The organism is Rhodosalinus sp. 5P4 (assembly GCF_041365695.1).
In the GTDB taxonomy this organism is placed as follows: Bacteria; Pseudomonadota; Alphaproteobacteria; order Rhodobacterales; family Rhodobacteraceae; genus Rhodosalinus.
In genome coordinates this window covers 140,045-165,849 of sequence record NZ_JBGFSJ010000004.1, presented here as the reverse complement: position 1 = coordinate 165,849, position 25,805 = coordinate 140,045, and the positions used below count along the sequence as shown (strand labels likewise).

General features: G+C 70.5%; 27 protein-coding genes. 12 read left to right on the top strand and 15 right to left on the bottom strand.

The window, feature by feature from the left end:
• Positions 1-15: 15 nt before the first annotated feature.
• A complete protein-coding gene (locus AB6A69_RS08675; protein ID WP_371060476.1) occupies positions 16-780 on the bottom strand; it encodes a class II aldolase and adducin N-terminal domain-containing protein in 765 nt (254 codons plus the stop codon).
• 115 nt (positions 781-895) lie between these two features.
• Here AB6A69_RS08675 and AB6A69_RS08670 point away from each other — a divergent pair, with 115 nt between their 5' ends.
• Positions 896-1,777: a LysR family transcriptional regulator gene (locus AB6A69_RS08670; RefSeq protein ID WP_371037491.1), complete on the top strand. Its 882-nt coding sequence runs from the start codon at positions 896-898 to the stop codon at positions 1,775-1,777.
• 54 nt (positions 1,778-1,831) lie between these two features.
• Here the strand turns inward: AB6A69_RS08670 and AB6A69_RS08665 are convergent, their stop codons facing one another.
• Entirely contained in the window at positions 1,832-3,922 is a 2,091-nt protein-coding gene (locus AB6A69_RS08665) for a 3-hydroxyacyl-CoA dehydrogenase NAD-binding domain-containing protein (protein WP_371060475.1), read from the bottom strand.
• Positions 3,923-4,049: 127 nt separating this feature from the next.
• Here AB6A69_RS08665 and AB6A69_RS08660 point away from each other — a divergent pair, with 127 nt between their 5' ends.
• The 10 genes from AB6A69_RS08660 (at position 4,050) to AB6A69_RS08615 (ending at position 12,919) form a co-directional block, all read left to right on the top strand.
• Positions 4,050-4,817 (top strand): SDR family NAD(P)-dependent oxidoreductase, encoded by a 768-nt coding sequence (locus AB6A69_RS08660; RefSeq protein ID WP_371060474.1) that lies wholly within the window; start codon positions 4,050-4,052, stop codon positions 4,815-4,817.
• Between the two features lie 83 nt (positions 4,818-4,900).
• The gene (locus AB6A69_RS08655) at positions 4,901-5,617 is read left to right on the top strand and encodes an ABC transporter ATP-binding protein (RefSeq protein ID WP_371060473.1); all 717 of its coding nucleotides are present in this window, start codon (positions 4,901-4,903) and stop codon (positions 5,615-5,617) included.
• Positions 5,614-7,977: an FtsX-like permease family protein gene (locus AB6A69_RS08650; RefSeq protein ID WP_371060472.1), complete on the top strand. Its 2,364-nt coding sequence runs from the start codon at positions 5,614-5,616 to the stop codon at positions 7,975-7,977. The genes AB6A69_RS08655 and AB6A69_RS08650 overlap by 4 nt, the downstream gene beginning before the upstream one ends.
• 4 nt (positions 7,978-7,981) lie before the next feature.
• The gene (locus AB6A69_RS08645; RefSeq protein WP_371060471.1) at positions 7,982-9,217 is read left to right on the top strand and encodes an efflux RND transporter periplasmic adaptor subunit; all 1,236 of its coding nucleotides are present in this window, start codon (positions 7,982-7,984) and stop codon (positions 9,215-9,217) included.
• Between the two features lie 24 nt (positions 9,218-9,241).
• Positions 9,242-9,661: a 4-carboxymuconolactone decarboxylase gene (gene pcaC / locus AB6A69_RS08640; RefSeq protein ID WP_371060470.1), complete on the top strand. Its 420-nt coding sequence runs from the start codon at positions 9,242-9,244 to the stop codon at positions 9,659-9,661.
• The gene (pcaH, locus tag AB6A69_RS08635; RefSeq protein WP_371060469.1) at positions 9,658-10,386 is read left to right on the top strand and encodes a protocatechuate 3,4-dioxygenase subunit beta; all 729 of its coding nucleotides are present in this window, start codon (positions 9,658-9,660) and stop codon (positions 10,384-10,386) included. Before pcaC ends, pcaH begins: the two co-directional genes overlap by 4 nt.
• Before the next feature lies 1 nt (position 10,387).
• Complete coding sequence (pcaG, locus tag AB6A69_RS08630; RefSeq protein ID WP_371037483.1) at positions 10,388-11,014, top strand: protocatechuate 3,4-dioxygenase subunit alpha; 627 nt, start codon at positions 10,388-10,390, stop codon at positions 11,012-11,014.
• A gap of 7 nt (positions 11,015-11,021) precedes the next feature.
• Positions 11,022-11,867: a 3-keto-5-aminohexanoate cleavage protein gene (locus AB6A69_RS08625; RefSeq protein ID WP_371060468.1), complete on the top strand. Its 846-nt coding sequence runs from the start codon at positions 11,022-11,024 to the stop codon at positions 11,865-11,867.
• Positions 11,867-12,463 carry a peroxiredoxin gene (locus tag AB6A69_RS08620; protein WP_371060467.1) on the top strand — a complete coding sequence of 199 codons (597 nt, stop codon included), beginning with the start codon at positions 11,867-11,869 and terminating at the stop codon, positions 12,461-12,463. Before AB6A69_RS08625 ends, AB6A69_RS08620 begins: the two co-directional genes overlap by 1 nt.
• 75 nt (positions 12,464-12,538) lie before the next feature.
• Complete coding sequence (locus tag AB6A69_RS08615) at positions 12,539-12,919, top strand: PAS domain-containing protein (RefSeq protein ID WP_371060466.1); 381 nt, start codon at positions 12,539-12,541, stop codon at positions 12,917-12,919.
• Between the two features lie 3 nt (positions 12,920-12,922).
• Here the strand turns inward: AB6A69_RS08615 and AB6A69_RS08610 are convergent, their stop codons facing one another.
• The 13 genes from AB6A69_RS08610 to trpS form a co-directional block, all read right to left on the bottom strand.
• Complete coding sequence (locus AB6A69_RS08610) at positions 12,923-13,681, bottom strand: TIGR02186 family protein (RefSeq protein ID WP_371037479.1); 759 nt, start codon at positions 13,679-13,681, stop codon at positions 12,923-12,925.
• On the bottom strand, positions 13,681-14,601 hold the full coding sequence (locus AB6A69_RS08605) for a sulfite exporter TauE/SafE family protein (protein WP_371037478.1): 921 nt from the start codon (positions 14,599-14,601) through the stop codon (positions 13,681-13,683). Before AB6A69_RS08605 ends, AB6A69_RS08610 begins: the two co-directional genes overlap by 1 nt.
• 160 nt (positions 14,602-14,761) lie before the next feature.
• Positions 14,762-15,727 carry an ABC transporter permease gene (locus tag AB6A69_RS08600; protein WP_371055080.1) on the bottom strand — a complete coding sequence of 322 codons (966 nt, stop codon included), beginning with the start codon at positions 15,725-15,727 and terminating at the stop codon, positions 14,762-14,764.
• A 1-nt stretch (position 15,728) separates the two neighbouring features.
• Complete coding sequence (locus AB6A69_RS08595) at positions 15,729-16,820, bottom strand: ABC transporter permease (protein WP_371060465.1); 1,092 nt, start codon at positions 16,818-16,820, stop codon at positions 15,729-15,731.
• Positions 16,813-18,420 (bottom strand): ABC transporter ATP-binding protein, encoded by a 1,608-nt coding sequence (locus AB6A69_RS08590; protein WP_371060464.1) that lies wholly within the window; start codon positions 18,418-18,420, stop codon positions 16,813-16,815. Before AB6A69_RS08590 ends, AB6A69_RS08595 begins: the two co-directional genes overlap by 8 nt.
• 70 nt (positions 18,421-18,490) lie before the next feature.
• Positions 18,491-19,486 carry a BMP family protein gene (locus tag AB6A69_RS08585; RefSeq protein ID WP_371060463.1) on the bottom strand — a complete coding sequence of 332 codons (996 nt, stop codon included), beginning with the start codon at positions 19,484-19,486 and terminating at the stop codon, positions 18,491-18,493.
• Between the two features lie 125 nt (positions 19,487-19,611).
• Positions 19,612-20,043, bottom strand: a complete 432-nt coding sequence (locus tag AB6A69_RS08580) for a GNAT family N-acetyltransferase (protein WP_371060462.1) — start codon at positions 20,041-20,043, stop codon at positions 19,612-19,614.
• Positions 20,033-20,623, bottom strand: a complete 591-nt coding sequence (gene tsaB, locus AB6A69_RS08575) for a tRNA (adenosine(37)-N6)-threonylcarbamoyltransferase complex dimerization subunit type 1 TsaB (protein WP_371060461.1) — start codon at positions 20,621-20,623, stop codon at positions 20,033-20,035. The genes AB6A69_RS08580 and tsaB overlap by 11 nt, the downstream gene beginning before the upstream one ends.
• Positions 20,624-20,627: 4 nt before the next feature.
• A complete protein-coding gene (locus tag AB6A69_RS08570; protein WP_371037471.1) occupies positions 20,628-21,191 on the bottom strand; it encodes a NifU family protein in 564 nt (187 codons plus the stop codon).
• A gap of 91 nt (positions 21,192-21,282) precedes the next feature.
• Complete coding sequence (locus AB6A69_RS08565; RefSeq protein ID WP_371037470.1) at positions 21,283-21,738, bottom strand: universal stress protein; 456 nt, start codon at positions 21,736-21,738, stop codon at positions 21,283-21,285.
• An 80-nt stretch (positions 21,739-21,818) separates the two neighbouring features.
• Positions 21,819-22,682 (bottom strand): branched-chain amino acid aminotransferase, encoded by an 864-nt coding sequence (locus tag AB6A69_RS08560; RefSeq protein WP_371060460.1) that lies wholly within the window; start codon positions 22,680-22,682, stop codon positions 21,819-21,821.
• Between the two features lie 251 nt (positions 22,683-22,933).
• Positions 22,934-23,998, bottom strand: coding sequence for a hypothetical protein (locus tag AB6A69_RS08555; protein WP_371060459.1), 1,065 nt, complete (start codon positions 23,996-23,998; stop codon positions 22,934-22,936).
• Between the two features lies 1 nt (position 23,999).
• Entirely contained in the window at positions 24,000-25,031 is a 1,032-nt protein-coding gene (trpS, locus tag AB6A69_RS08550) for a tryptophan--tRNA ligase (RefSeq protein ID WP_371037468.1), read from the bottom strand.
• An 81-nt stretch (positions 25,032-25,112) separates the two neighbouring features.
• On the opposite strand from trpS, the gene AB6A69_RS08545 reads away from it, so the two are divergent.
• Positions 25,113-25,799 (top strand): rhomboid family intramembrane serine protease, encoded by a 687-nt coding sequence (locus AB6A69_RS08545; protein WP_371037467.1) that lies wholly within the window; start codon positions 25,113-25,115, stop codon positions 25,797-25,799.
• The last annotated feature ends 6 nt before the right edge of the window (positions 25,800-25,805 follow it).

The following is a 25,805-nucleotide window of genomic DNA, read 5'->3' as shown; positions in this document are numbered from 1 at the left end:
GGACTCTCCCGGATATCAGCTGGCGTAATCGCTGCCCTCGGCGTCGAGGATCGCCTTCAGCTCGCCGAGATGGGCGTCGGCCTGGCCGGGGTAATCCTCGAGCTCCTGCGCGGTCTTCTCGGCCACCTCGTGGGAGAGGACGCGAAGCGGCTGGCCGGTCTGGAGCGCGCGGATATAGGTCTCGGCGGCGCGCTCGAAGTAGTAGAGGCGGTTGAAGGTGTCGGCGACGCTCTCGCCGATCACGAGGACGCCGTGATTGCCCATGACCATCACCTTGCACTTGGGGTCGGAGAGCAGCCCCGCGCAGCGCGTTCCCTCCTCCTCGAAGGCGAGCCCGCCGAACTGCTCGTCGATCACGACGCGCTGGTAGAAGGTGGCGGTGTTCTGGTCGATGGGCGGCAGGCGCGCATCCTTCAGGCAGGCGAGCACGGTGGCGTGGATCGCGTGGACATGCATCACGCAGCGGGCATGCGGCACCAGGCGGTGGATCGCGCCGTGCAGCCCCCAGGCGGTGGGATCCGGCGCGGCCGGGCGGGCCATCGTGTCGCGGTCGTTCGCGTCGAGCAGGAGAAGGTCCGAGGCGCGGATGCGCGCGAAATGCATCTGGTTCGGGTTCATCAGGAACCGCGTCCCCGTCTCGTTCACGGCGAGGCTGAAATGGTTGGCCACCGCCTCGTGCATTCCGAGCCGCGCGGTCCAGCGGAAGGCCGCGGCGAGGTCTACCCGTTCGGCCCGATGGGCGCGCTCGGCTTCGGGGCGGGCAGGGGCGTGATGCAGCATGCGTTCTCTCCGTCGGCGGACTTCATCCGGACGAGAAAACGCGGGCCGGCGCTTTACAAGAGATGAATTCGGGGTCATTGCATTAGCAGGATTAATGCATGGGTTGTGCGCCGCCATGACAACCCCCGGCCTGCCTCCGCTCACCTGGCTGCGCGCCTTCGAGGCGGCGGCGCGGCATCTCTCCTTCACCCGCGCGGCGGGGGAGCTACACCTGACCCAGTCGGCCGTGAGCCAGCATGTCCGGAGCCTGGAATCCTTCCTCGGGCGGGAGCTTTTCGTCCGCAAGACCCGGGCGCTCGAGCTTACGGAGGCGGGCGCGAACTACCTGCCGATCGTGCGCGAGGCGTTCGACCTGCTCGCCCACGGCACGCGGGCCTTCACCGGCGGCGACCGGGGCCGGCATCTCGTGGTGCAGTGCAACATGGGCTTCTCGGTGTTCTGGCTCGCCCCGCGCTTGCCGCGGCTCTACGCGGCGCATCCCTGGCTCGTGCTCAACATCGTGACGCCCATCTGGGACCCGGAACGCAACGCGGCGCAGGCCGCGCTCGAGATCCGCTTCGGGCGGGCGGGCGACATGTCGGCCCATGCAAGGCGGCTGACGCAGGATCGCTTCTACCCGGTCTGCGCCCCGGGCTACCAGGAGGGCGCGGTGACGCTCGACACGGCGGCGCTCTTCGACTGCGCCGGCGTCACGGGCAGCTGGGAGGCCTGGTTCGCCACGCAGGGCCGGCCGTTCTCCCGAAGCGAAGAGGTCAACCGCGCCTCTACCTACGTCATCGCGATCAACGCGGCGCTCTGCGGGGCCGGCGTCGCCATGGGCCACGACACGCTGGTCCGCGATCTGATCGCCGAAGGGCGCCTGGTGCGGCCCTTCGACCATGCGCCGCCGCTCAGCGAGGGCTATTTCCTGCTGCCGCCGCCAAGCCACGCCGACACGCCGGCCTCCCGCGCCTTTCTCGACTGGTTCGAGGAGGAAGCCGCCACCGGCCCGGATTGATCGGCCGGCCGCGCGGGCCGGCCTCACCCTCCGGCGTCCCGGGGAAGCCGGCGCTTAGGAGTTCAGATCGGCGAAGCGCCCATCCTCGTCCGCGAGCTTCCGCAGAAGTGGCGGCACCTGCCAGAAATGCGCGTCCTGGGCGGCGTAGCCCTCGATGCGCCGAACCAGCTCCGGCAGGCCCACGCTGTCGGCGTAGTGCATCGGTCCGCCCCGGAAGCGCGGGAAGCCGTAGCCGAAGAGCAGCACGGCATCCACGTCGATGGGGCGTAGCGCCGTGCCGTCCTCGACCACGCGCGCGGCCTCGGCGATCATCGCGGCCATGTAGCGGGCGACGATCTCCTCGTCGGTGAAGCTGCGCGGGGCGATCCCGGCGCGGGCGCGCTCCCCGGCCACGATCGCCTGCGCGTCGGGGTTCGGACGGGTGTCGCCGTCCTCGTGAAGGTAGTAGCCCCGGCCCGCCTTGCGGCCGAACCAGCCCTCCTGGCAAAGCCGGTCCCCGATGGCGACGTAGCGCTCTTCGGGCGGGCGCGTGGCGGCGTGGCGCTTGCGGTAGGTCCAGCCGATGTCGAGCCCAGCGAGATCCTGCACGCGGAAGGGCCCCATGGCGAAGCCGAACGCCTCGAGCGCGGCGTCGATCCGGTCGAAATCCGCGCCGTCGAGCAGCATGTGATCGGCGGCCTTGCGGTAGTGCTGCATGATGCGATTGCCGATGAAGCCGTCGCAGACGCCGCTGCGCACCGCGACCTTGCGAAGCGTCTTGCCGAGCGCGAAGCCCGTGGCGGCGACCTCGGGGGCGGTCTTCGCCGCGACGACCACCTCCAGAAGCTTCATGACATGGGCGGGCGAGAAGAAGTGCAGGCCGAGCACGTCCTCCGGCCGCGAGGTCGCCGCGGCGATCTCGTCGATGTCGAGGTAGGAGGTGTTCGTGGCCATCACCGCGCCCGGCTTCAGCACGCGGTCGAGCGTGCCGAAGATCTCGGTCTTGACGCCCATCTCCTCGAAGGCGGCCTCGACGACGAGATCCGCATCGGCGAGCGCGGAGAGGTCCGTCGCCGTCTCGAGCCGGGTCAGCGCCTCGTCCCGCCCCGCCTCGGTCAGCTTGCCGCGCGTCACCGCGCCGGCGAGGTTCTTCTCCACCGTCCCGCGCCCGCGCGCGAGCGCCTCGGGGTTCACCTCCGCCAGCGTGACGGGACAGCCCGCGAGCAGCAGCGCCGTGGCGATGCCCGAGCCCATGGTGCCAGCGCCGATCACGCCCACGCGGCCGATCTCGCGGGCGGAGTGGGCGGCTTCCGGCACCTTGGCCACCGCGCGTTCGGCGAAGAAGGCGTGCACCAGCCCGGCGCGCTGCGGGCTCGCCTGGCATTCCTCGTAAAGCGCGCGCTCGATCGCGAGCCCCTCCTCGATGGGCTTCGTGCAGGCGGCCACGGCGTCCACGCATTTGTGCGGCGAGAAGAGCAGGGGATGGCGCCGGGCCATGCGCGCGCGCATCTCGGCGATGGCGGCGTCGTCGGGCGCCACCTCGAGCGTGCCGGTGCGCCGCGTTTCGATCCGCCCCTCGAGCGCCTCGGCGCCCGCCGCGAGGGCGATGTCGCGCGGCTCGCCTGCGCGGATCTCGTCGATGAGCCCGGCCTCCAGCGCCTCCTCGGCGGGAACCTGGCGGCCCGAGGTGATCATCTCGAGCGCGAAGGCGATGCCGGCAAGCCGCGGCGCGCGCTGGGTGCCGCCGGCGCCCGGCAGGATGCCGAGCGTCACCTCCGGCAGCCCGACCTTGAGGCCCGGAACGCCGATCCGGTAGTGGCAGCCGAGCGCCACCTCGAGCCCGCCGCCGAGCGTGGTGCCGTGCAGCACCGCGACCACGGGCTTCGCGCAGGCTTCGAGCGCGTTGCACACGGCCGGCAGCCAGGGGTCCTCGGGCGGGCGGCCGAACTCGCGGATGTCGGCGCCGGCGATGAAGGTGCGCCCGGCGGCATAAAGCGCGATGGCGCGCACGTCCATGTCGGCCTCCAGCGCGGCGATGGCGGTCGTCAGCCCCTCGCGTACGGCGTGGCCCGCGGCGTTCACGGGCGGGTTGTCGATGCACACGAGCGCGACCGGCCCCGCGCGTTCCACCGTGATCACGTCGTTGACCGCCTCGATTTCGCTCATGTCCCGCCTCCCCGCTCGATGCGGCGAGACGGTAGCCGGGGGGTCGGGAAGGGTCAACGCGCCGGGCCTCGCCGGTTGACACCGCCATGCCGGGACGGAAAACAGGCGCCGGAGCGAGGAGGGTGCCATGCAGATCGGACAGGACACGGTGGCGGTCGTCACCGGCGGGGCCTCGGGCCTCGGCGAGGCGGTGGCGCGGGGGCTCGCGGCCGCCGGCGCGCGGGTCGCGCTTTTCGACCGCGACGCGGAGAAGGGCGAACGGGTCGCCGCCGAGATCGCCGGCCGCTTCCACGCGGTGGACGTGAGTGACGCCGAGAGCGTCCGCGCGGGCTTCGCGGCCGTTGTGGACGGCGCGGGCGCGCCGCGCATCCTGGTCAATTGCGCGGGCATCGGCCCGGCGGCGAAGACGGTCTCGAAGGGCGCGGCGCACGATCCCGCGCTCTTCGCGCAGGTGATCGGGGTGAACCTCGTGGGCAGCTTCCAGTGCGCCTCGCAGGCGGCGGCGCTGATGGCAGAACTCGCGCCCCTCGGCGCCGACGGCGAGCGCGGCGTGATCGTCAACACCGCCTCCGTGGCCGCCTACGAGGGGCAGGTGGGGCAGGTGGCCTACGCCGCGTCGAAGGGTGGCATCGTCGGCATGACCCTGCCCATGGCGCGCGATCTCGCCGGCCACGGCATCCGGGTCTGCACCATCGCGCCGGGACTGTTCCTGACGCCGCTTCTCAAGGGGCTGCCGCAGGAGGTCCAGGACAGCCTCGGCCGGCAGGTGCCCTTTCCCCCGCGGCTGGGCGATCCGGTGGAGTTTGCCGCGCTCGCCCGGCACATCGTCGAGAACCCGATGCTGAACGGCGAGGTGATCCGCCTCGACGGGGCGATCCGGATGGCGCCACGGTAGCGCCGGCCGCTGCGGGCGGCATTGTTCGGGCCCGCCCGTCGGTGATATCCTGCAGCCGCAGCGCAGAACTGGGGGCGGGATCCGTGGGCGCAGATCCGGAACTGGCCTACGACGCACGCGGGGTGACGCGTGTCTACGGCGAGGGCCGCGCGGCGGTGCACGCGTTGCGCGGTGTCGACCTCGAAATCCCGAAGGGCGAGATGGCCGTCCTTCTCGGCCCGTCGGGCAGCGGCAAGTCCACGCTTCTCAACATCCTCGGCGGCCTCGACCGGCCCAGCGAGGGCGAGGTGTTCTTCGAAGGCCGCGCGCTGCACGAGATGTCCGACCGCGACCTGACACGCTACCGGCGCGATCACGTGGGCTTCGTGTTCCAGTTCTACAACCTGATGCCGAGCCTCACGGCGGAGGAGAACGTGGAACTCGTGACCGAGATCGCCCGGAATCCGCTCGATCCGGGCGAGGCGCTGGGCCTTGTCGGGCTTTCGGAGCGGCGGGAGCATTTCATCAGCCAGCTCTCCGGCGGGGAGCAGCAGCGGGTGGCGATCGCGCGCGCCGTGGCGAAGCGGCCCGACGTGCTCTTCTGTGACGAGCCCACCGGCGCGCTCGACAGCACCACCGGGCGCGCCGTCCTGCGAGTCCTGCGCGACGTGAACGCGCGCCTCGGCACGACGGTGCTGATCGTCACTCACGCCGCGGCGACGGCCGCCATGGCGGACCTGGTGCTGCATTTCCACGATGGCCGCATCGCCGAGCGGACCCGCAACGCCGAAAAGGCGGACCCCGAGGAGATCGAGTGGTGAGCCCCCTCGACCGAAAGCTCCTGCGCGATCTCTGGGCCGCGAAGGGCCAGGTGGCCGCCATCGCCGCGGTGATCGCGGTGGGGGTCATGGTGCTGGTGATGTTCACCGGGCTCGTGCTGTCGCTCGACGAGACGCGGCGCGCCTATTACGAACGTCACGGGCTGGCCGACGTGTTCGCGCCGCTCGAGCGCGCGCCGCGCGCCGTCCTCGACGATCTCGCGGAGCTGCCGGGCGTCGCGCGCGCCGAGGGACGGATCCGCGGCGCGGCGCGCATCGACCTGCCGGGCCGGGCGCTGCCGGTGCAGGCGGTGGCGCTTTCGCTGCCGCAGGACACGCCGGCCGCGCTGAACGGCCTGCGCCTGGCCGAAGGCGGCCGCCCCGCGCCGGGGCGCAACGACGAGGTGCTGGTGCTGGAAAGCTTCGCGCGGGCGAACGGCCTCGGCCCCGGCGACCGGCTCTCCGCCACCATGAACGGCACGCGCCGCAGCTTCGTCATCGCCGGGCTCGCGCAGTCGCCCGAGTTCCTCTACACGACCCCGCCCGGAGAGCTGGCGCCGGACGACGCGCGCTTCGGGGTCATCTGGATGCCGCACAAGGCGGTCGCGGCGCTCTACGACATGGAAGGCGCGTTAAACGAGGCCATCCTGAGCCTGCAGCGCGGCGCGCGGGCGCCACCGGTGCTGGACGCGGTGGACCGGCTTCTCGAGCCCTATGGCGGGCAGGGCGCCTATCCGCTGGCCGAGCAGACGTCGAACCGCTTCGTCAGCGAGGAGATTCGCGGGCTGGAGATGATGTCGCGGGCCGTGCCGCCGGCCTTCCTCGCAATCGCCGCCTTCCTTCTCTACATCGTCGTCTGGCGCATGGTGCAGGCCGAGCGCGAGGAGATCGGCCTGCTGAAGGCGTTCGGCTACACCGACGCCGAAGTGGCGGGACACTACGCCAAGTTCGTGCTCGCCATCGCGCTCGCGGGCGCGCTTCTCGGCGCGCTGGCCGGTCTGGCGCTCGGGCGGGCGACGGTGTCGCTCTACATCCAGTACTTCAAGTTCCCGTTCCTCGTCTTCCGCCTCGACCCGGCGGCGGTCGTGCTCGGCGGAAGCGTCAGCGTGGCCGCGGCGGCGGCGGGCGGGCTCGTCGTGCTGCGCCGCGTCTTCCGGCTTCAGCCCGCCGAGGCCATGCGCCCGCCTGCGCCGCCCGACTACAGCCGCTCGGGACGGATCGGGGCCGGCCTCGCTGCGCGCCTCGACCAGCCCACGCGCATGGTGCTGCGCCGGCTCACCCGCCAGCCGCTGCGCATGGGCGGCGCGGTCGCCGGCATCGCCGTGGGCATGGGGCTCTGCGCCGCCATGATCACCATCCACGCGGGCTTCGAGCGCACGGTGCGCCTCGGCTTCGAGGTGGTGAACCGCAGCGACGTGACGGTCACCTTCACCCACCCGCTTTCCGAAGCGGCCCTTTACCGGATCGACCGGATGGAGGGGGTGCGGGCGGTCGAGCCCCAGCGGCATGTCCCCGTGGCGTTCCGGCACGGGCTCGAGACGCATCGCGGCGCCATCTCGGGCCTCGTGGAGCGGCCCGAGCTGTTCCGCGCGCTCGACGAGGAGGAACGCGCCGTCGCGCTGCGCGCCGACGGCCTCGTTCTCGGCGACGCGCTCGCCGATATCCTCGGCGCGGCGCCCGGCGACGTGATCGAGGCCGAACTGCGCGAGGGGGCGCGGCCGGTGCTGCGCCTGCCGGTGGCGGCGGTGGCCGCGTCGGCCATCGGGACGCCGGCCTATCTCGAACTCTCGGCGCTAAACCGCGCGCTGGGCGAGGGGTTCCGGGCAAGCGATGCGCTGCTCACCGTGGACGCGGCGCAGTCGGACGCACTCGTGCAGGCGCTCGCGGAGATGCCTTTCGTGGCCGGGGCGAGCAGCAAGGCGGAGGCGCGCGCCGCGCTTCAGGAGCTGATGGACTCGGGCATGGGCACCATGCGCTTCATCAACATGGCGCTCGCCTTCATCGTGGCCTTCGGCGTGGTCTACAACGCGGCCCGCATCGCCTATGCCGAGCGCGCGCGCGACCTCGCCTCGCTGAGTGTCATGGGGTTCTCGCGCGGCGAGGTGACCTTCGTGCTCCTGGGCGAGCTCGTCGTCGTGACGCTCCTTGCCTTGCCGATCGGATCGGCGGTGGGCTACGGGCTCACGCTGGTGATCGCGGCGGCCTTCTCGAACGAGCTTTACCAGGTGCAGGCCCTGTTCAGCGCCGCCAGTCATGGCTATGCCGCGCTTGTGGTTCTCGCCGCATTGCTGGTGTCCGGCCTGCTGGTACGGCGCGACATCGCCCGGGCCGACATCCTGGCGGTGCTCAAGACGCGGGAGTGAGCGCATGGCGAAACGAAGGATCGGCCGGGGCGTCCTGGCACTCGCGGCGGCGCTGGTCGTCGGCGGGCTTCTGGCCGCCGCGTTCTGGCCTCGGCCCATGCTCGTCGATCTGGATCGCGTGACACGCGGCCCCCTGGAGGTGCGGATCACCGAGGAGGGCCGCACACGGGTGCGCGACAGCTACGTGGTCTCCGCCCCGGTCGGGGGCAGGCTCTCCCGCGTTTCGGTCGAGCCGGGCGACCCGGTCGAGCGCGGCGCGACCGTCGTCGCGCGGATGAGCCCGGTCAACCCCGCGGCCTATGATCTGCGCAGCCGCGAGCAGGCCGTCGCGGCGCTCGACGCCGCGCGGGCCGCGCTTCGCGTCGCCGAGGGCGAGCGCCGTGCCGCAGAGGCCGCGCTGGAACTCGCCGAAGCCGAGCGGACGCGCGCGGAGCGCCTTGCCGAGCAGGGCAACGCGAGCGAGCAGGCCGTCCAGCGCGCCGTGGCAGAGGCGCGCGCGGCCGCCGCGCGGCTGGAGACCGCGCTCGCCGCCATCGCCATGCGCGAGGCCGAACTCGGCACCGCGCGGGCGCAACTCATCGGGTTCGACGGTATCGCGGGCGATCTCCGGGAAAGTGCCACCGACCGCGAGGATGACATCCCCCTTTACGCGCCCATCGACGGGGTGGTTCTGCAGGTCTTCGAGGAGAGCGAGACCACCCTCGGCGCCGGTGCGCCCATCCTGGAGATCGGCGATATCCGCCGCGACCTCGAGGTCGAGGCGGAGCTTCTGTCGGCCGACGCCGTGCAGGTCGAGGTGGGCGATCCCGTGGTGATCGACGACTGGGGCGGTGCGCCGCTTGCCGGCCAGGTGCGGCGGATCGCCCCCTTCGGCGTGACGAAGGTGTCCGCCCTCGGCGTGGAGGAGCAGCGCGTGCGTGTCCGCATCGCCTTCGACGATCCGGAGGCGCGGGAGGCATCGCTGGCCCACGGCTACCGCGTCGAGGTCAACATCGTCGTCTGGCGGGGCGAGGACGTGGTGCGCGTGCCCGCCGCGGCGCTGTTCCGCGACGGCGACGGCTGGGCGGTGTTGGTGGCGCGCGACGGCCGCGCCACGCTTCGGCCGGTGGGCATCGGCCGCAGGAACGCAGAGGCGGCCGAGGTGACGCAGGGGCTGGCGCAAGGCGACCGGGTCGTGCTTTACCCGGCCGCGGGGCTGGAGGACGGCGCACGGATCGCCGAACGGCCCGAGGGCGGCTGACCGCGCCCGTCCGGTGGACTTCCGATGCCGTTCCGGCCTAGCTGTTGCCATGGGGAGGAAAGGGTGAGCGAACGCTACGATCAGGGCATGGCGACCCGGCGCGAGGTGCTGGGCGACGCACATGTGGACCGCGCCGAAGCGGCCAGGACGTCCTTCGACGCGCCGTTTCAGGATCTAATTACCGAGGCGGCCTGGGGCCATGTGTGGTCCCGCGAAGGCCTCGCACGCCGCGACCGGTCGCTTCTGACGCTGGCGCTGCTGGCCGCGCTCGGCAACGACGCGGAGCTTGCGATGCATGTGCGTGCCACGGCGCGCACCGGCGCACGCCCCGAAGAGGTGATGGAGGCGATGCTGCACGTGGCGATCTACGCGGGCGTTCCGCGCGCCAACCACGCAATCCGCATCGTGAAGGAGACCTACGCCGAGATGGGGGTGGAGACATGAGGCGCCACGACGGAGAATTCTTCCAGCGCGACCGGCAGCGGCACCCGCCCGCCCACGCGCCGCGATACAAGTCCTCCGTGGCGCGCAGCCCGCGTCTGGCCGCTCTCGCCATCGAGAACACGCGGAGCGAGATCACCGGCCCGATCTTCCGGCCCGACGACGTCCAGGAGATCGACCGCGACCTGATCCTGAACTACGCCAAGGACGGCGAGCCGGTGGGCGAGCGCATCATCGTGCATGGCCGCGTCCTCGACGAGGAGGCGCGGCCCGTCCCGAACACGCTGGTCGAGATCTGGCAGGCGAACGCCGGCGGGCGCTACCGCCACCGGAACGACAGCTACCTCGCGCCCATCGACCCCAATTTCGGGGGCTGCGGGCGCACGCTCACCGATGCGGAGGGCTACTATTTCTTCCGGACCGTGAAGCCCGGGGCCTACCCGTGGCGCAACTGGGAGAACAACTGGCGCCCCGCGCACATCCATTTCTCGGTGTTCGGCACGGGCTGGGCGCAGCGGCTCATCACGCAGATGTATTTCGAGGGCGACCCGCTCATCCCGAAATGCCCGATCGTGCAGACGATCCCGGATCCCGCGGCCATCGAGCAGCTCGTCGCCGCGCTCGACATGAACGCCTCGGTGCCCTTCGACTGCCTCGCCTACCGCTTCGACATCGTGCTCCGCGGGCGGCGCTCCACGCTTTTCGAGAACCGGCTGGAGGGCAATTGAGATGGTGCAGAAGCTTCATTACCTGCGGGAAAGCCCGTCGCAGACCGCGGGGCCCTACGTCCATATCGGCCTCGCCCCCGGCGCGGCGGGCTTCGACATCTACGAACGCGAGCTCGGCCACGACATCGCCGGCCCCGAGGCGGCGGGCGAGCGCATCCGGGTCGAGGGCCTCATCCTCGACGGGACGGGCGCGCCCGTGCGCGACGCGCTGATCGAGGTCTGGCAGGCCAACGCCGCGGGCATCTACGCCCACCCGGAAGATCCCCGCCACGGCGAGGTGGAGCCGGGCTTTCGCGGCTGGGGGCGCGTCATCACCGATTTCGAGACCGGTCTCTTCTCCTTCGAGACGGTGAAGCCCGGCCCGGTGCCAGGGCGCTCGGGCCGGGTGCAGGCGCCGCATCTGTCGCTCTGGATCGTGGCGCGGGGCATCAATCTCGGGCTCAACACCCGCGCCTATTTCTCCGACGAGGGCGACGCGAACGCCGCCGACCCGGTGCTGGGGCTCGTGGAGCAGGCGCATCGCCGCGACACGATGGTCGCCAAGCGCGAAGAGCGCGACGGCCAGCCGCTCTACCGCTTCGACATCCGCCTTGCCGGCGCGCACGAGACCGTCTTCCTGGATATCTGAGAACATCATGACCAAACCCTGCATCATCTGCGTGGCGATCACGGGCTCCGTGCCCACCAAGGCCAACAACCCGGCCGTGCCGATCACCGTCGAGGAGCAGATCGAATCGACTCAGGCGGCCTTCGAGGCGGGCGCCGCGATCTGCCATGCGCATGTGCGCAACGACGACGAGACGCCGAGCTCCGACCCCGAGAAATTTGCGCGCCTGAAGGAGGGTCTGGAGAAGCACTGCCCCGGCATGATCCTCCAGTTCTCCACGGGCGGGCGCTCGGGCGCGGGCAAGGCCCGGGGCGGGATGCTGCCGCTGCGGCCCGACATGGCCTCGCTCTCGGTGGGCTCCAACAACTTCCCCACCCGCGTCTACGAGAACCCGCCCGATCTGGTGGACTGGCTCGCCGCCGAGATGCGGGAGTACGACATCAAGCCGGAAATCGAAGCCTTCGACCTCTCCCACATCTTCCAGGCCGCGAAGATGAACCGCGAGGGAAGGATCCCCGGGCAGCTTTACGTCCAGTTCGTCATGGGGGTGAAGAACGCCATGCCGGCCGACCGGGACGTCTTCGACTACTACATCCACACGGTGAAGCGCCTTGCACCCGACGCGGAATGGTGCGCGGCCGGGATCGGGCGGCACCAGCTCGAGGTGAACGAGTGGTGCATCGCCGCGGGCGGGCACACGCGCACGGGGCTCGAGGACAACGTGCGCCTCGATCGCGACAGGCTCGCCCCGTCGAACGCCGCGCTGGTCCAGCGCACCGTGGAGCTTTGCGAAAAGCACGAACGGCCCGTGGCGACATGGCGCGAGGCGCGCGAGATCCTCGGGCTGCGCATGCCTGCCACCGAGGCCGCCTGATGTCCCTGACCGAGGTCGACTGGTCCGCCATCCCCGCGCCCGAGGACGACGGCGCCGCGGCGCATCTCGAGGGCATGGCTTTGCCGGCGGTCGCGTTGCCCGCGACCTCGGGCGGAACGGTCGATCCTTCGCGGCTCGAGGGGCGGGTCGTTCTCTACGTCTACCCGCGGACCGGACGGCCGGGCCGGGCGCTGCCCGAAGGCTGGGACGAGATCCCCGGTGCGCGGGGATGCACGCCGCAGACCTGCGCCTTCCGCGATCATTTCCGGGAGTTGCGCGCGGCCGGGGCGGACCACGTTTTCGGCCTGTCCACCCAGGATACGGAATACCAGCGCGAAGCCGCGGCGCGGCTCGACCTGCCGTTCCCGCTGCTTTCGGACGTAGATCACCTGTTCGGCGCCGCGCTCCGGCTGCCCTCCTTCGAGGTCGAGGGCGCGCTCTTGTGGAAACGCCTCGCCCTCATCGCCGAGGCCGGGCGCATCGTGAAGGTCTTCTACCCGGTCTTCCCGCCCGACCGGAATGCCCGCGACGTGCTGGACTGGTTGACGTATCGGCAAGGCGGCGGCTTGGCGCTGGAAGGAATCTCCCGCCCCTGATACGACCGGGGTTGCGGTCGTGCGCGAAGGTCCGCGGCCCGATCCTGTCCGTGATGCCGCCAGGGAAAACGCCCGATGAACGATCCTGCGTTCGACGACGCCTATCTGCGCTCGCTTCTGGAAGAGGACGAGCATGAAATGAGCGTCGTCTTCTCCGACCCGTTCCAGCCGCAGAACCCGATGATCTTCGTGAGCGAGGAATTCGAGCGCCAGACCGGCTATGCGCCCGAGGAGGTGATCGGCCGCAACTGCCGCCTGCTGCAGGGACCGAACACGGATCCGAACGCGATCGCGGCGATCAGCCACGCGCTCCGGGCCGAGACTCGGTTCTCGATCGATATCCTGAACTACCGCAAGGACGGGACACCCTTCCTCAACCGGCTGCGGATCCGGCCGATCTACGACCAGGACGGGGCGCTGCTGTTCTTCGCCGGGGCGCAGAACCCCGTGGAATGAGCCCTAGCCCGGCCTGAAGATGCGGAACGCCGCGGAGGCGCCCCAGCCCGCGGCGATGGCGATGGCCAGCGACATAAGCCCGTAGACCAGCGGCTGCTGGCGCGAGAGCGTGTAGAGAAAGCGCTCCAGCCCGACCTTGCGCACCTCGATCTGGGTTTCGAACGCGGCGACGACCTCGCCCCCGCGCGTCAGGAAGATCCGCGTGGCGTAGGCGCCTTCGGTCAGGTCCGCGGGCATCGCGATGGCGGTCGAGAAGAGCGTCTGGTCCGTCACCTCCACCGCGCCCTCCAGAAGCTGGTAGAGACCCTCGCGCGTCCGGATCCGGATCAGCGCGTCGGTGAAGGTCTGCGCGTCCTGCACGTCGGGCGGCGCGCCCACCGACCGGATCGCGCGCGGCACCGAGACCTTGCGGCGCAGATCTTCGGTCTCGGTGAGCACCTCCTCGAGCGGGGCGCTCGTCGCCACCGCGTAGAAGGATGGCGCGCTGTCGATCGTGACCGACGCGGTGTTGGCCCAGATCCCCAGAACGCGCTCCTTCCGGCGCACCGTGACGGGTGCGGTCGGCCCCGAGACGGTGATCGCGACCTCGAGCGGAGGGGAGGTGGGGGCGGGCGTCTCGCGCTTCACGGCGCCGAAGATCAGGATCTCCGAGCCTTCGAAGTTGGTGCTGATGGAAACGGTGTCGCGGCTCAGCCCCAGCACGACTTCCTCGGCCCGGACGGGCAGGGCGAGCAGCACGAGCGCGAGCACGAGGCGCAGCATCAGTGACCCTCCGGCACGGCGACGGAATAGAGCTCCGAGGGCTGGATCAGCAGGTCGAGCGCAAGCTTGCCGCAGACCGCGAGCACCATGAGCGCCAGCAGGACGCGAAGCTGCTCTGCCTTGAGCCGCGTGCCGAGCTGCGCGCCCACCTGCGCGCCGATCACGCCGCCCACGAGCAGCAGCACGGCAAGCACCATGTCCACCGTGAAGTTGGTGACCGCGTGCAGAAGCGTGGTGAAGGCGGTGACGAAGATGATCTGGAAGAGCGACGTGCCCACCACGACCTTGGTCGGCATGCCGAGCAGGTAGATCATCGCCGGCACCATGATGAAACCGCCGCCGACGCCCATGATGGCCGCGAGAATGCCCACGAGAACGCCCACGATGAGCGGTGGAATGACCGAGATGTAAAGGCCCGAGGTCCGAAACCGCATCTTGAAGGGCAGGATGTGCACCCAGCCGCGTTGCCGTTTCCGTCGCGGTGGCGGGCTGCCGGTGCGCGCCTTGCGCATCGCGCCGAGGCTTTCGACGAACATCAGGCCACCCACGACGCCGAGAAACAGGACATAGCAGAGCCGCACCAGCAGATCGACCTGCCCCTGCGCCTTCAGGATGTTGAAGATCCAGACCCCGAGCGCGGCCCCGAAAAGGCCGCCCACGAGCAGCACCACCCCCATCCGCAGGTCCACGGTGCGCCGCCGCAGATGCGCGAGCACGCCGGAAAAGGAGGAGGCGACGATCTGGTTGGCTTCGGTGGCGACCGCGACGGCCGGCGGGATGCCGATGAAGAACAGAAGCGGCGTCATCAGGAAGCCGCCGCCCACGCCGAACATGCCCGAGAGCACCCCCACCAGCCCGCCGAGCCCCAGAAGCAGGAAGGCGTTCACCGAAACCTCGGCGATGGGGAGGTAGATCATCATGACCTTTCCTAGCCCTCCCGCTGGCGGCTTGGCAAGTTGCTGGCGCGTGGCGACGCGGGGCAGCGGGGCGCTGGTCTTGCCGGCAGGGCGTTGCCGGGGACGCTGCCGCGGCGGCCGGTGCGAGGCTGCGCGCGGGCGCCCCGGATGCGGCCCCGATGCCTCATCTTTCCTTCACGTATGGCTCTCCGCCCGCCCGCGGGGGGATCGCACGACCGACGAAGCCGGCCAGGATCACGACCGTGAGGATGTAGGGCAGCGCGTCCATCAGTTGCACCGGCACCACGAAGACGCCGAGGTCGATATTCTGGTAGCGCAGGGCGACGGCCTGCAGGAAGCCGAAGAGCAGGCAGGCGCCGAGCGCGTGCCAGGGCCGCCACTTGGCGAAGATGAGCGCGGCGAGCGCGATGTAGCCGCGGCCCGCCGTCATGTCCTTCACGAAGCCGGCCTGGAGCCCGGTGGCCAGATAGGCGCCGGCGATCCCGCACAGCACACCGCAGATCGCGACCGCGGCGTAGCGCAGCCCGATCACCGAGATGCCGGCCGTGTCCACCGCCTCGGGCGCCTCGCCCACCGCGCGCAGCCGCAGCCCGAACCGTGTGCGGAACAGCACCCACCAGGTGAGCGGCACCATCAGGAGCGCGACATAGACGAGAACGGAGTGGCCCGAGACGAGCTCGGCGTAGATCGGCCCCAGCACCGGCACGCCCGCCAGCGTCTCGGCCAGGGGCAGGCTGACCGCCTCGAACCGCGCGCCGCCCACCAGCGACGGGGTGCGCCCGCCCTGGCTGAACCAGTTCTGCGCGATCAGCACGGTCAGCCCCGCGGCGAGGAAATTGATTGCCACCCCCGAGATGAGCTGGTTGCCGCGAAAGGTGATCGCGGCGAGCCCGTGCAGGGCCGACAGCGCGATCGAGGCCGCCATGCCCGCCAGCAGCCCCAGCCACACCGATCCGGTGGCGAAGGCCACCGCGGCCGAGAAGAAGGCCGCGGCCAGCATCTTGCCCTCCAGCCCGATGTCGAAGATCCCCGCGCGCTCGGAGAAGAGCCCGGCGAGACAGGCCAGCAGCAACGGCGTGGCAAGGCGCAGGGTGCTGTCGAGCACTTGCAGGACGGTCGCGAAATCCATCTCAGCAGCGCCTCCGGCGCCCGGCGAAGGCCCGCTCGAGCGGCATCCGCACCATGTTGTCGAGCGCGCCGGTGAAGAGGATCACGAGCGCCTGGATCACCACGATGAGTTCGCGCGGAATGTCGGTCCAGAGCGCGAGTTCCGCGCCGCCCTGGTAGAGAAAGCCGAACAGCAACGCCGCCAGGAACACGCCCAGCGGGTGGTTGCGGCCCATCAGCGCCACGGCGATCCCGATGAAGCCCGCCCCTTCGGTCGAGTTCAGGATCAGCCGCTCGGCCTCGCCCATGGTGGCGTTGATGCCCATCAGCCCCGCCAGCGCGCCCGAGATCAGCATCGTCACCACGACCACGCGCACCGGGTTGATCCCGGCATAGCGCGCGCCCGTCTCCGAAAAGCCCAGCGCCCGGATCTCGTAGCCGAGACGCGTGCGCCAGATCAGAAGCCAGACGGCGATGCAGGCAGCGATTGCGACGAAGAACGTCACGTTGGCCGGGGCGCCGCGGAAGAGCGCCGTCCCGGCGGTGGAAAACATGTCCTCGAAGGTTGGCAGGTGCACCGCTTCGGGGAAGCGCGCCGAGGCCGGGTCCATCGAGCCCGCGGGCTTCAGCACGTTCACCAGCAGGTAGTTGAGCAAGGCCGCGGCGATGAAGTTGAACATGATCGTGGTGATCACGATGTGGCTGCCGCGCGTGGCTTGCAGCCAGGCCGGGACGACCGCCCAGAGCGCGCCGAAGGCCGCCGCGCCCAGGCTCGCCGCGGCCAGCGCCAGGGTCCAGTGCGGCCATGGGATGGACAGGCAGACGAGCGCGACACCGAGCCCGCCCAGCATGGCCTGGCCTTCGCCGCCGATGTTGAAGAGCCGCGCGTGGAAGGCGACTGCCACCGCGAGGCCGGTGAAGACGAAGTTGGTGGCGTAGTAGAGCGTGTAGCCCCAGCCCGCGCTTCGCATCAGCGCGCCGTCGACCATCAGGCGAAATGCCGCCAACGGGCTTTCGCCGATGGCGAGGATGACGAGCGCCGAAAGCGCCCCCGCGAGCAGCAGCGACACCAGCGGCACGAGCACGGCATCGGCCCAGGCCGGCATCCTATCCATGGCGTGCGGCCTCCTCCTCGGCCTCGACCTTCTCGATCTGCTCGTCCACCGCCTGCCAGTCCGGCTTGTCGGGCTCGCCCTCGATACCGGCCATCAGCAGGCCCAGCTCGCGCTCGTCGGTGGCCTGCGGATCGCGCTCGCCCATGATCCGGCCGTCGAACATCACGACGATCCGATCGGAGAGCGAGAAGATCTCGTCGAGCTCCACCGAGACGAGCAGGATCGCCTTGCCCGCGTCGCGCAGGCGCACGATCTCCTGGTGGATGAACTCGATCGCGCCGATGTCCACGCCCCGGGTGGGCTGCCCGACGAGGAGGAGGTCGGGGTTGCGGTCCATCTCGCGGGCCAGCACGATCTTCTGCTGGTTGCCGCCCGAGAAGTTGCGCGCCTTGAGCCGGCAGTCGGTCGGGCGGATGTCGAAACGTTCGATCTTGCCTTCCGCGTCGCGGCGGATCGCGTCGTTGTCCATGAACGGTCCGCGATTGTATTCGGGCGCCCGGTGATAGCCGAAGACGCTGTCCTCCCAGGCGGTGAACTCCATGATGAGCCCGGCGCGCTGGCGATCCTCGGGGACGTGGCTGATGCCGCGGGCGCGGCGCGACCCGGCATCGGCGCGGCGTCCGGCAAGCGCGATGTCGGTTCCGTTGACGCGCACGCGGCCGGCGGCCTCCCGCATGCCGCCCAGCACCTCGAGCAACTCGGACTGGCCGTTGCCGGCCACGCCCGCGATCCCCACGATCTCGCCCGCGCGCACCGAGAGATCGACGCCCTTGAGCCGTTCGACACCCTTCTCGTCCACGACGCGCAGCTTCTCGGCCTCCAGGACGACTGCGCCCGGCCGGGCGGGCGTCTTGTCCACCCGCAAGAGCACCTTGCGCCCGACCATCAGCTCGGCGAGCGCCTCGGGGCTGGTTCCGGATGTCTTGACCGTGGCGGTCATCTCGCCGCGCCGCATCACGCTCACCGTGTCGGTGATTTCCATGATCTCGCGCAGCTTGTGGGTGATCAGAACGATGGTCTTCCCCTCGCGCCTGAGCCCGGCGAGGATGCGGAAGAGGTGGTCCGCCTCGGCGGGCGTGAGCACGCCCGTGGGCTCGTCGAGGATCAGGATGTCGGCCTGGCGGTAGAGCGCCTTCAGGATCTCCACCCGTTGCTGGTGGCCGACCGAAAGCGTTTCCACGATGGCGTCGGGATCGACGTTGAGCTCGTAATCCGCCGCGAGCTGCCTGAGCGCCGCGCGGGCCTTCGCGAGCGAGGGTTTCAGCAGCCCGCCCTCCTCGGCGCCGAGGATGACGTTCTCGAGCACGGTGAAGTTGGGCACCAGCTTGAAGTGCTGGAACACCATTCCGATGCCGGCCGCGATCGCGGCCTGGCTGTCGGGGATCTCGGTCCGCTCGCCGTGTATGAAGATCTCTCCGGCATCGGCCTTGTAGAAGCCGTAGAGGATCGACATGAGCGTGGACTTGCCCGCCCCGTTCTCGCCGATGATCCCGTGGATCGTTCCGGGCGCGACGGCGATGTCGATGTCCCTGTTGGCCTGCACCGGGCCGAAGGCCTTGGAGATGCCGCGAAGTTCGATAGCGGGCGGCGCGTCTGTCATCAGGCCCTCTCGGCTGCGGAAAGGCCGCGCCCACGGCGCGGCCTTCTGGACGGTGGGCGGCGCGCGGTCCTCAGAAGCTGAGGGCCGGGCAGCTGTCGGTTTCGGTATAGTCGTGCACCTCGAGATCGCCGCTGGCGATGGCGGCCTTCGCCTCCTCGACCCGGGCCTGCATCTCGTCGGTCACGAGCTCGGCGTTGAACTCGTCCATGGCGTAGCCGACGCCCTCGTTGTCCACGCCCATCACGACGATGCCGGTCTCGAGATCCTCGCCCTGTGCCATGGCGTCCTCGACGGCGTTGTCCACGCGCTTGACCATGGAGGTCAGCACCTGGCCCGGGTGCAGGTAGTTCTGGTTGCTGTCCACGCCGATGGACAGGATGCCCTCGTCGGCGGCCGTCTGCAGCACCCCCACGCCGGTACCGCCCGCCGCGGCATAGATCACGTCCGCGCCCTGGCTGATCTGCGCCTGAGCGAGTTCGGATCCCTTGACCGGATCGTTCCAGGCCGCCGGCGTCGTCCCCGTCATGTTGGACAGGACCTCGGCGTCGGCGTCCACGGCCTTCACGCCCTGCGCGTAGCCGCAGGCGAACTTGCGGATGAGCGGGATGTCCATCCCGCCGATGAAGCCCACCGTGCCGCTTTCGGAGGCCATCGCGGCCAGCATGCCCACGAGGTAGCTTCCCTCGTGCTCCTTGAAGATCACCGACCGCACGTTCGGCTCGTCGACGACGGCGTCGATGATGGCGAATTTCGTGTCCGGGTAGTCCGGCGCCACCTCGGAGAGGACGTTGCCGAAAGCGAAGCCGGTCATCACGATGGGGTTGAGACCGGCCTCCGCGAAGCGGCGCAGCGCCTGCTCGCGCTGGGCTTCGGACTGCATCTCCACCTCGCGGTAGCTGCCGCCCGTCTCCTCGGCCCAGCGCTGCGCGCCGGTGTGGGCGGCCTCGTTGAAGCTCTTGTCGAACTTGCCGCCGAGGTCGAAGATCAGCGCGGGTTCGGCGAGCGCCGCGCCGGCGGTAAGCGCAAGCGCCGCGGCGGCGCCGGAGAGGGGCTTCATCAGGGTCATCTCGGTCTCCCAGTCAGGTGGCGCGCGGCTCTTCGGGGCGCGGGGGACGCCTGGCGCGGGCCGTCTCGATCTTTGTTGATCGCGTGCAGTTTAGGCCGCAGCGCGCGAGCACGGTCAACCGTTTTTCACACGCTCCCGGCCGCGGTTCCGAGGCATCTGGTCAGCACAAGCGCGGCCGCCGGCGCGGCCGTGCCGCGCGGGTAGTAGGCGGGCCGCCGCCCGGCCTCGGCATAGCCCGCCGCGATGTAGAGCGCGCGCGCGGCCGGATTGTCCTCGGCGACCTCCAGAAAGGCCGTCGCGGCGCCGCGTGCCCGTGCCTCGGCCTCGAAGCGTTCGAGCCGGTCGCGCGCGAGGCCCCGGCGCCTGTGGCCGGGATCGGTGACGATGGTGAGAAGCTCGGCCTCGCCGGCGAGCGCGCGGCCGAGGGCGAAGGCGGTGCCGTCGCCCACCACGAAGACGTGGGGGCTGTCGAGCAGGGCAGCGAACTCCGCCGCGCGCCAGGGGCGCCCGGTGTCGAAGCCGCGGGCATGAAGCGCCGCGCAGGCCTCAGGCGTCATCGAGCAGCCGGGGCGGTGCGTCGCGCGCCGGCGCCGCGTCCGCCGGCCGCACGTAGAGGGGCGCGGGGGGCGGCGCGGCGCCATGCGCCTTCGCGGCGGCGATTCGGGCGATCGCGGCGGCGAGCTCGGCCGCGGGTGGCGGAAATGCGAACGGGCGGGCCGGATCCTCGGGCGTTTCGGACGGGATCAGCCGCGGCATCCCGCCCGGCGCGGCCGCGTAGAGCTGGTCGCGCGGTGCGGGCAGCACGGCGAGATGGGCGTCGCACCGATCGAGCCCGATCGCCTCGAAACCGGTCACGCCGATCGCGGGGATGTCGAGCGCCAGCGCAAGGCCCCGGGCGGCGGCGACGGCGATGCGGATGCCGGTGAAGTTGCCCGGTCCCACGCCCACCCCGATGACCGCAAGGTCGCGCCATGCCCGGCCGTGGCGCGCGAGCAATTCCTCCAGCAGCGGCATGAGCCGCTCCGCCTGGCCGCGGCCCATCTCCTCGGCGGCGGCGTCCAGGACGCGCCCCTCCGAGACGAGCGCGGCCGCGCAATGCGCGGCCGAGCAGTCGAAACCGATCGCGAGGTCGCTCACACGGTCACACCCCGACGGGCCGCACCTCGGTCACTTCGGGGATGTAGTGGCGCAGCAGGTTCTCGATGCCCATTTTCAGCGTGAGGGTCGAAGACGGGCAGCCCGCGCAGGCGCCCTGCATGTGCAGGTAGACGACGCCCTTCTCGAAACCGTGGAAGGTGATGTCGCCGCCGTCCTGCGCCACGGCCGGGCGCACCCGCGTGTCGAGAAGCTGGACGATCTGCCCGACGATCTCGGAATCCTCGCCCTCGTGCACGGCATGGCCCGAAGGGGCCTGCGCCGCCCCCGCCATGACCGGCTGTCCGGACTGGAAGTGATCCATGATCGCGCCGAGAACGGCGGGCTTGATGTGGTCCCATTCCACGTCCTCGCCCTTGGTGACGGTGACGAAATCGGACCCGAAGAAAACGCCGGAGACGCCCGGCACGCCGAAGATGCGCTTGGCGAGCGGGGACGCGTCCGCGCCCTCCGGCGAGGGGAAATCCGCCGTGCCCGTCTCCAGCACGGTCTGGCCGGGCAGGAATTTGAGCGTGGCCGGGTTCGGTGTCGACTCGGTCTGGATGAACATGGCGAAGCCCTCTCGATCTTTGAATGAGAAATGCGCTTCGGCCGCCGGGGTGTCAAGGTTTGGAACGGTTCTAAGTTCGCCGAGGCGCGGTTCACGTGATCGCCTGCAGCCGGTCCTTCGACATGTCGCCCGGCACGATGGTGATCGGAACGGGAAGCGAGCCTGCATTCTTGGTCAGCTGCGTGACCAGTGGCCCCGGCCCCTTGGCGCCCGTCGCCGCACCCAGCACGACGACGCCGACGTCGGGGTCATCCCTGACCTGCGCGAGGATCTCGGGCACCTGCTCGCCTTCGCGGATCACCAGTTCCGGATCCACGTTCTGCTTGTCGCGCATCCACTTGGCGAACACCTCGAAATGGGCGTGAATGCGCTCGCGCGCCTCCTCCCGCATGACCTCGCCCACGCCGATCCAGTGGTTGAACTCGTCGGGAGCGATGACGGCCAGGACCTCGACGCCGCCGCCGGTGTTCGCCGCGCGCATGGCCGCGAAGCGCATCGCGTTCAGGCACTCTTGGCTGTCGTCCAGAACGACAAGGAACTTGCGCATGGCCAGGCTCTCCTCGCTGTGACCGGCATCATGACGGCTGCGCCGGGGTCAGGCAATGCGTCTGTCCCGGCGCGCGCCCCTCATGCAGAGGACGCCGCCCAGTCCCAGTAGAGCTCGCGCACCCGGCGGGTGACCGGCCCCACCTGGTACCGCGTGTCGTCGAAGGCCGTCACGGGCGTCACCTTCATCAGGTTACCCGACAGGAATACCTCGTCCGCATTGCGGAAATCGTCGAAGCTCAGCACCGCCTCGCGAACCTCGATCCCGTCGGCGCGCATGTTGGCCATGTGCCGCGCGCGGGTGATCCCCGCGAGGAAGGTGCCGTTGGCGATGGGGGTGAAGGCCACGCCGTCCCGGACCATGAAGACGTTCGCGGTGGCGGCCTCGGCCACGTTACCGAGCGCGTCGGCCACGAGCGCGTTGCCGAAGCCTTTCGCCCGCGCCTCAGCCAGCATCCGTGCATTGTTCGGATAGAGGCAGCCGGCCTTGGCGTTCACCACGGCGTCCTCCAGCACCGGGCGGCGGAAGCGGGTGGTGGTGAGCGTGGTGGCCGCGTCGGGTGCGGCCATGGGGATCTCCTCCAGCGAGATCGCGAAACCCGTCGCGCCCTTCTTCGGCACGATGCCCAGATAATCGCCCTCGAGCGCCCAGTACATCGGGCGGATGTAGATGGCGGCCTCCTTCGGGTAGGCCCTCAACCCGTCGCGCACGATTTCCACCATGTCCTCGGCGGTGACCGTGGGCTCGATCATCAGCGCCTCGGCGGAGCGGTTCACCCGCGCGCAATGCGCGTCGAGATCGGGCGCGATCCCGTTCACGTAGCGCGCCCCGTCGAAAACCGTCGTGCCGAGCCAGGAACCGTGGTCGGCGGCCTTCATCACGGGGATGTCGCCGTCATGCCAGCGCCCGTCGAAGTAAGTCCTGATATTCGTGCCGGTGGCCATGGCCGAAAACGCCTCCCCTCGTTCGGATCGCGCGCGACCCTAGGGGCGGCGCCGGAGGAGGTCCAGACCGTAATCACCCCCGGCCGAGGGCAGCCGAGGGCGATCGGGCGCCGGGCGAAGAGGGCGGCACCGGACCGCGGTGCGACAGGGAGACCGGCACCGGGGGCGAACGAGTCGCCAGCATCGGACGTTAGGTCAAGCAGGAGTCGGTTTTGTGACAGCGCCGCGCCGCAGCGGCCCCGGGCCGGATCTCAGCGGAGTGCGCGCCTCGCGGCCCGGATCGACGCATTCGTGCCTGCCGAGAGGACGAGCCCCGCCAGCGCGGCGAGCGCAGTCGCCAGCGATATCGCCAGCGCGACGGCCTCGTCCGAAAGGCGCACCGCGGCGCGCAGAAGGCGGCTCCGGCCGACGAGTTCCGCCAGCCCGACCGACCGGTCGTCCACGGCATCGGAGATGCGCGCCATCCGCGACAGGTCGCGCGCGTCGGCGGTCTTGCTGATAAGGTAGAGACCGCCCGCCGGCCCCGCATTCTTCACCACGCGCCCCGCGTCGTCGAGCATGATCACGGCGGGGCGCAGCAGTGCGGGCCGAGCGAGCGCGGCGAGGTCGTCGAACCCACGCACCCTAGGCAGGCCGGCCCAGTCGTAGCCATGCCGCGCCGCGTCCGAGAGGGTGCGCGCCATCCAGCCCGGCATCGCGCCCATGCGCCGGGCGAGCTTCCCGAGGCCCGCGCCGCCCTTGACCGCCATGGAACTGCCTCCGGTCGCGACGACGAGCGCCGTGGCGCTCAGGCCGATGGCGGAGAGCGCGAGGTCCACATCGTCCACGTCGCCGCCGCGCACATAGGCCGTGCCCGCGCGGACCAGTCCGGTGAGGTCACCGAGCGGCGAGATCTCCACGGGCGCGCGGCAGAGCATCGCGAGGTCGAAGCCGCACGCCTCGGCGGACCATGTGCAGGCCAGGCACCGCTCCGTCCGGGCCATCCACGAGAAATCCGCGTCGTGCGCGGCGTCGATCCGGTCCGTCAGCCCGGGGGGAAGCGCGATTTCCGCCCGCCGGGCTTCCTCGAGCAGCGCATCGAGCGCAAGCCAGTTGCGCGGGCCGGCGGCGAGATGGGCTTCCACGCGCGATGCGACGGCTTCGGTGGTGGCGTGCCGCGCGATCTGCCGATCCAGCTCGGCGGCGATACGGTCTGCCTGGCGATCCACCCAGAGGCGCGCGACCCCGCCCTCGAAGAGCTGCGCGGTCGAGACCGCGCTCCAGCAGAGCGATACGATCAGAAGAGCCCCGAGACCGGTCCGGAGCGCGCGGCGCATCTCAGGCCCCGACCATCCCAACGATCTCGTAGGTGCGTTTCAGGATCGGCGCCGCGATGACGCGGGCGTGGGCAGCGCCCTGGGCAAGAATGGCGTCGATCTCCTCGGGCGCTTCCATGAGCCGCGCCATCTCGCCGGAGATGGGTGCGAGCGTCTCGACGGCGAGTTCGGCGAGCGCCGGCTTGAACTCGGAAAACTGCCTGCCGCCGTGTTCGGCCAGGACCGTCTCGACCTCCATGTCGGCGAGCGCCGCGTAGATGTTCACGAGGTTGCGCGCCTCGGGCCGCTCCTCGAGCCCGGCATGGTCCGAGGGCAGGGGCTGCGGATCCGTCCGCGCCTTGCGGATCTTCTGCGAGATCGCGTCGGCGTCGTCGGTGAGGTTGATCCGGGACATGTCGGAGGGATCGGACTTCGACATCTTCTTCGTGCCGTCCCGCAGCGACATCACCCGCGTCGCCGCGCCCTCGATCACCGGCTCGGTGAGCGGGAAGAATTCCACCCCGTAATCATGGTTGAACTTCGCCGCGATGTCGCGGGTGAGTTCGAGATGCTGCTTCTGGTCCTCGCCCACGGGCACATGGGTCGCGTGGTAGACGAGGATGTCGGCCGCCATCAGCGCGGGGTAGGCGAAGAGGCCCAGGCTCGCCTCCTCCTGGTTCTTGCCGGCCTTGTCCTTCCACTGGGTCATGCGCTTCATCCAGCCCATGCGCGCGACGCAGTTGAAGATCCAGGCAAGCTGCGCGTGCTCGGGTACCTGGCTCTGGTTGAAAAGGACCGATTTCTTCGGGTCGAGCCCCGCGGCGATGAAGCCCGCGCAAAGCTCGCGGGTGGCGCGGGTGAGCTTTCCGGGATCCTGCCAGACGGTGATCGCGTGCATGTCCACCATGCAGTAGATCGTCTCGATCCCCTGGTCCTGCATGTCCACGAAACGCTTCATCGCGCCCAGGTAGTTTCCGAGCGTGAGCCCGCCCGAGGGCTGGATGCCCGAGAACACGCGGGGCGTGAAACCGGCGAGGGGGTCCGCGTCGGGCATCGGAATTCTCCGTCTGGCGTTGGCGTCCGCGGTCGCTTACCCATGGGGGCGAGAGCCGTCAAGAAGCCCGCCGGAGAGCCCATGAGCAGCCCCGACCCCAACGCGCCCGTGAACCCGCTTCCGCCTTTCGTGGTGGCGCTCTTCCTTCTCGTGGTCGGCATCGAGGCCGCCTTCACGCTCGGGGCGCGCGGACTGCTGGGCGGACCCGGCGCGGTGGGCTGGCGCCTCGCGGCGTTCGAGAGCTACGGCCTCAACAGCGAGATGCTGGGCTGGATGATGGCCACCGGGAACTGGCCTGCCGATTTCCTCAAGCGGTTCGTGACCTACCAGTTCGTTCACGGCAGCTTCACCCACGCGCTCTTCGCCGCGGTGATGCTGCTCGCGCTGGGCAAGATGGTGGGCGAGGTCTTCGGCGCCGCGGCGACGCTCGGCGTGTTCTTCGTGTCGGGGCTTGTGGGCGCGCTGGCCTTCAGCCTGTTCGTGCCGGGATCGAACTGGCTCATCGGCGCGTTCCCGGGCGTCTACGGGCTGATCGGCGCCTTCACCTATCTCCTCTGGATGCGGCTCGGGCAGCTGGGCGAGCGGCAGGTGCGCGCCTTCACCCTGATCGGGGTGCTGCTGCTGCTGCAGCTCGTCTTCGGCGTCTTCTTCGGAATGCGCACCGACTGGCTGGCGGACGTGGCGGGGTTCGTCGCAGGGTTCGTCATGTCGTTCTTCGTGAGCCCGGGGGGATGGTCGCGGATCCGGGCGCGGCTCCGGCACGACTGACGCGGG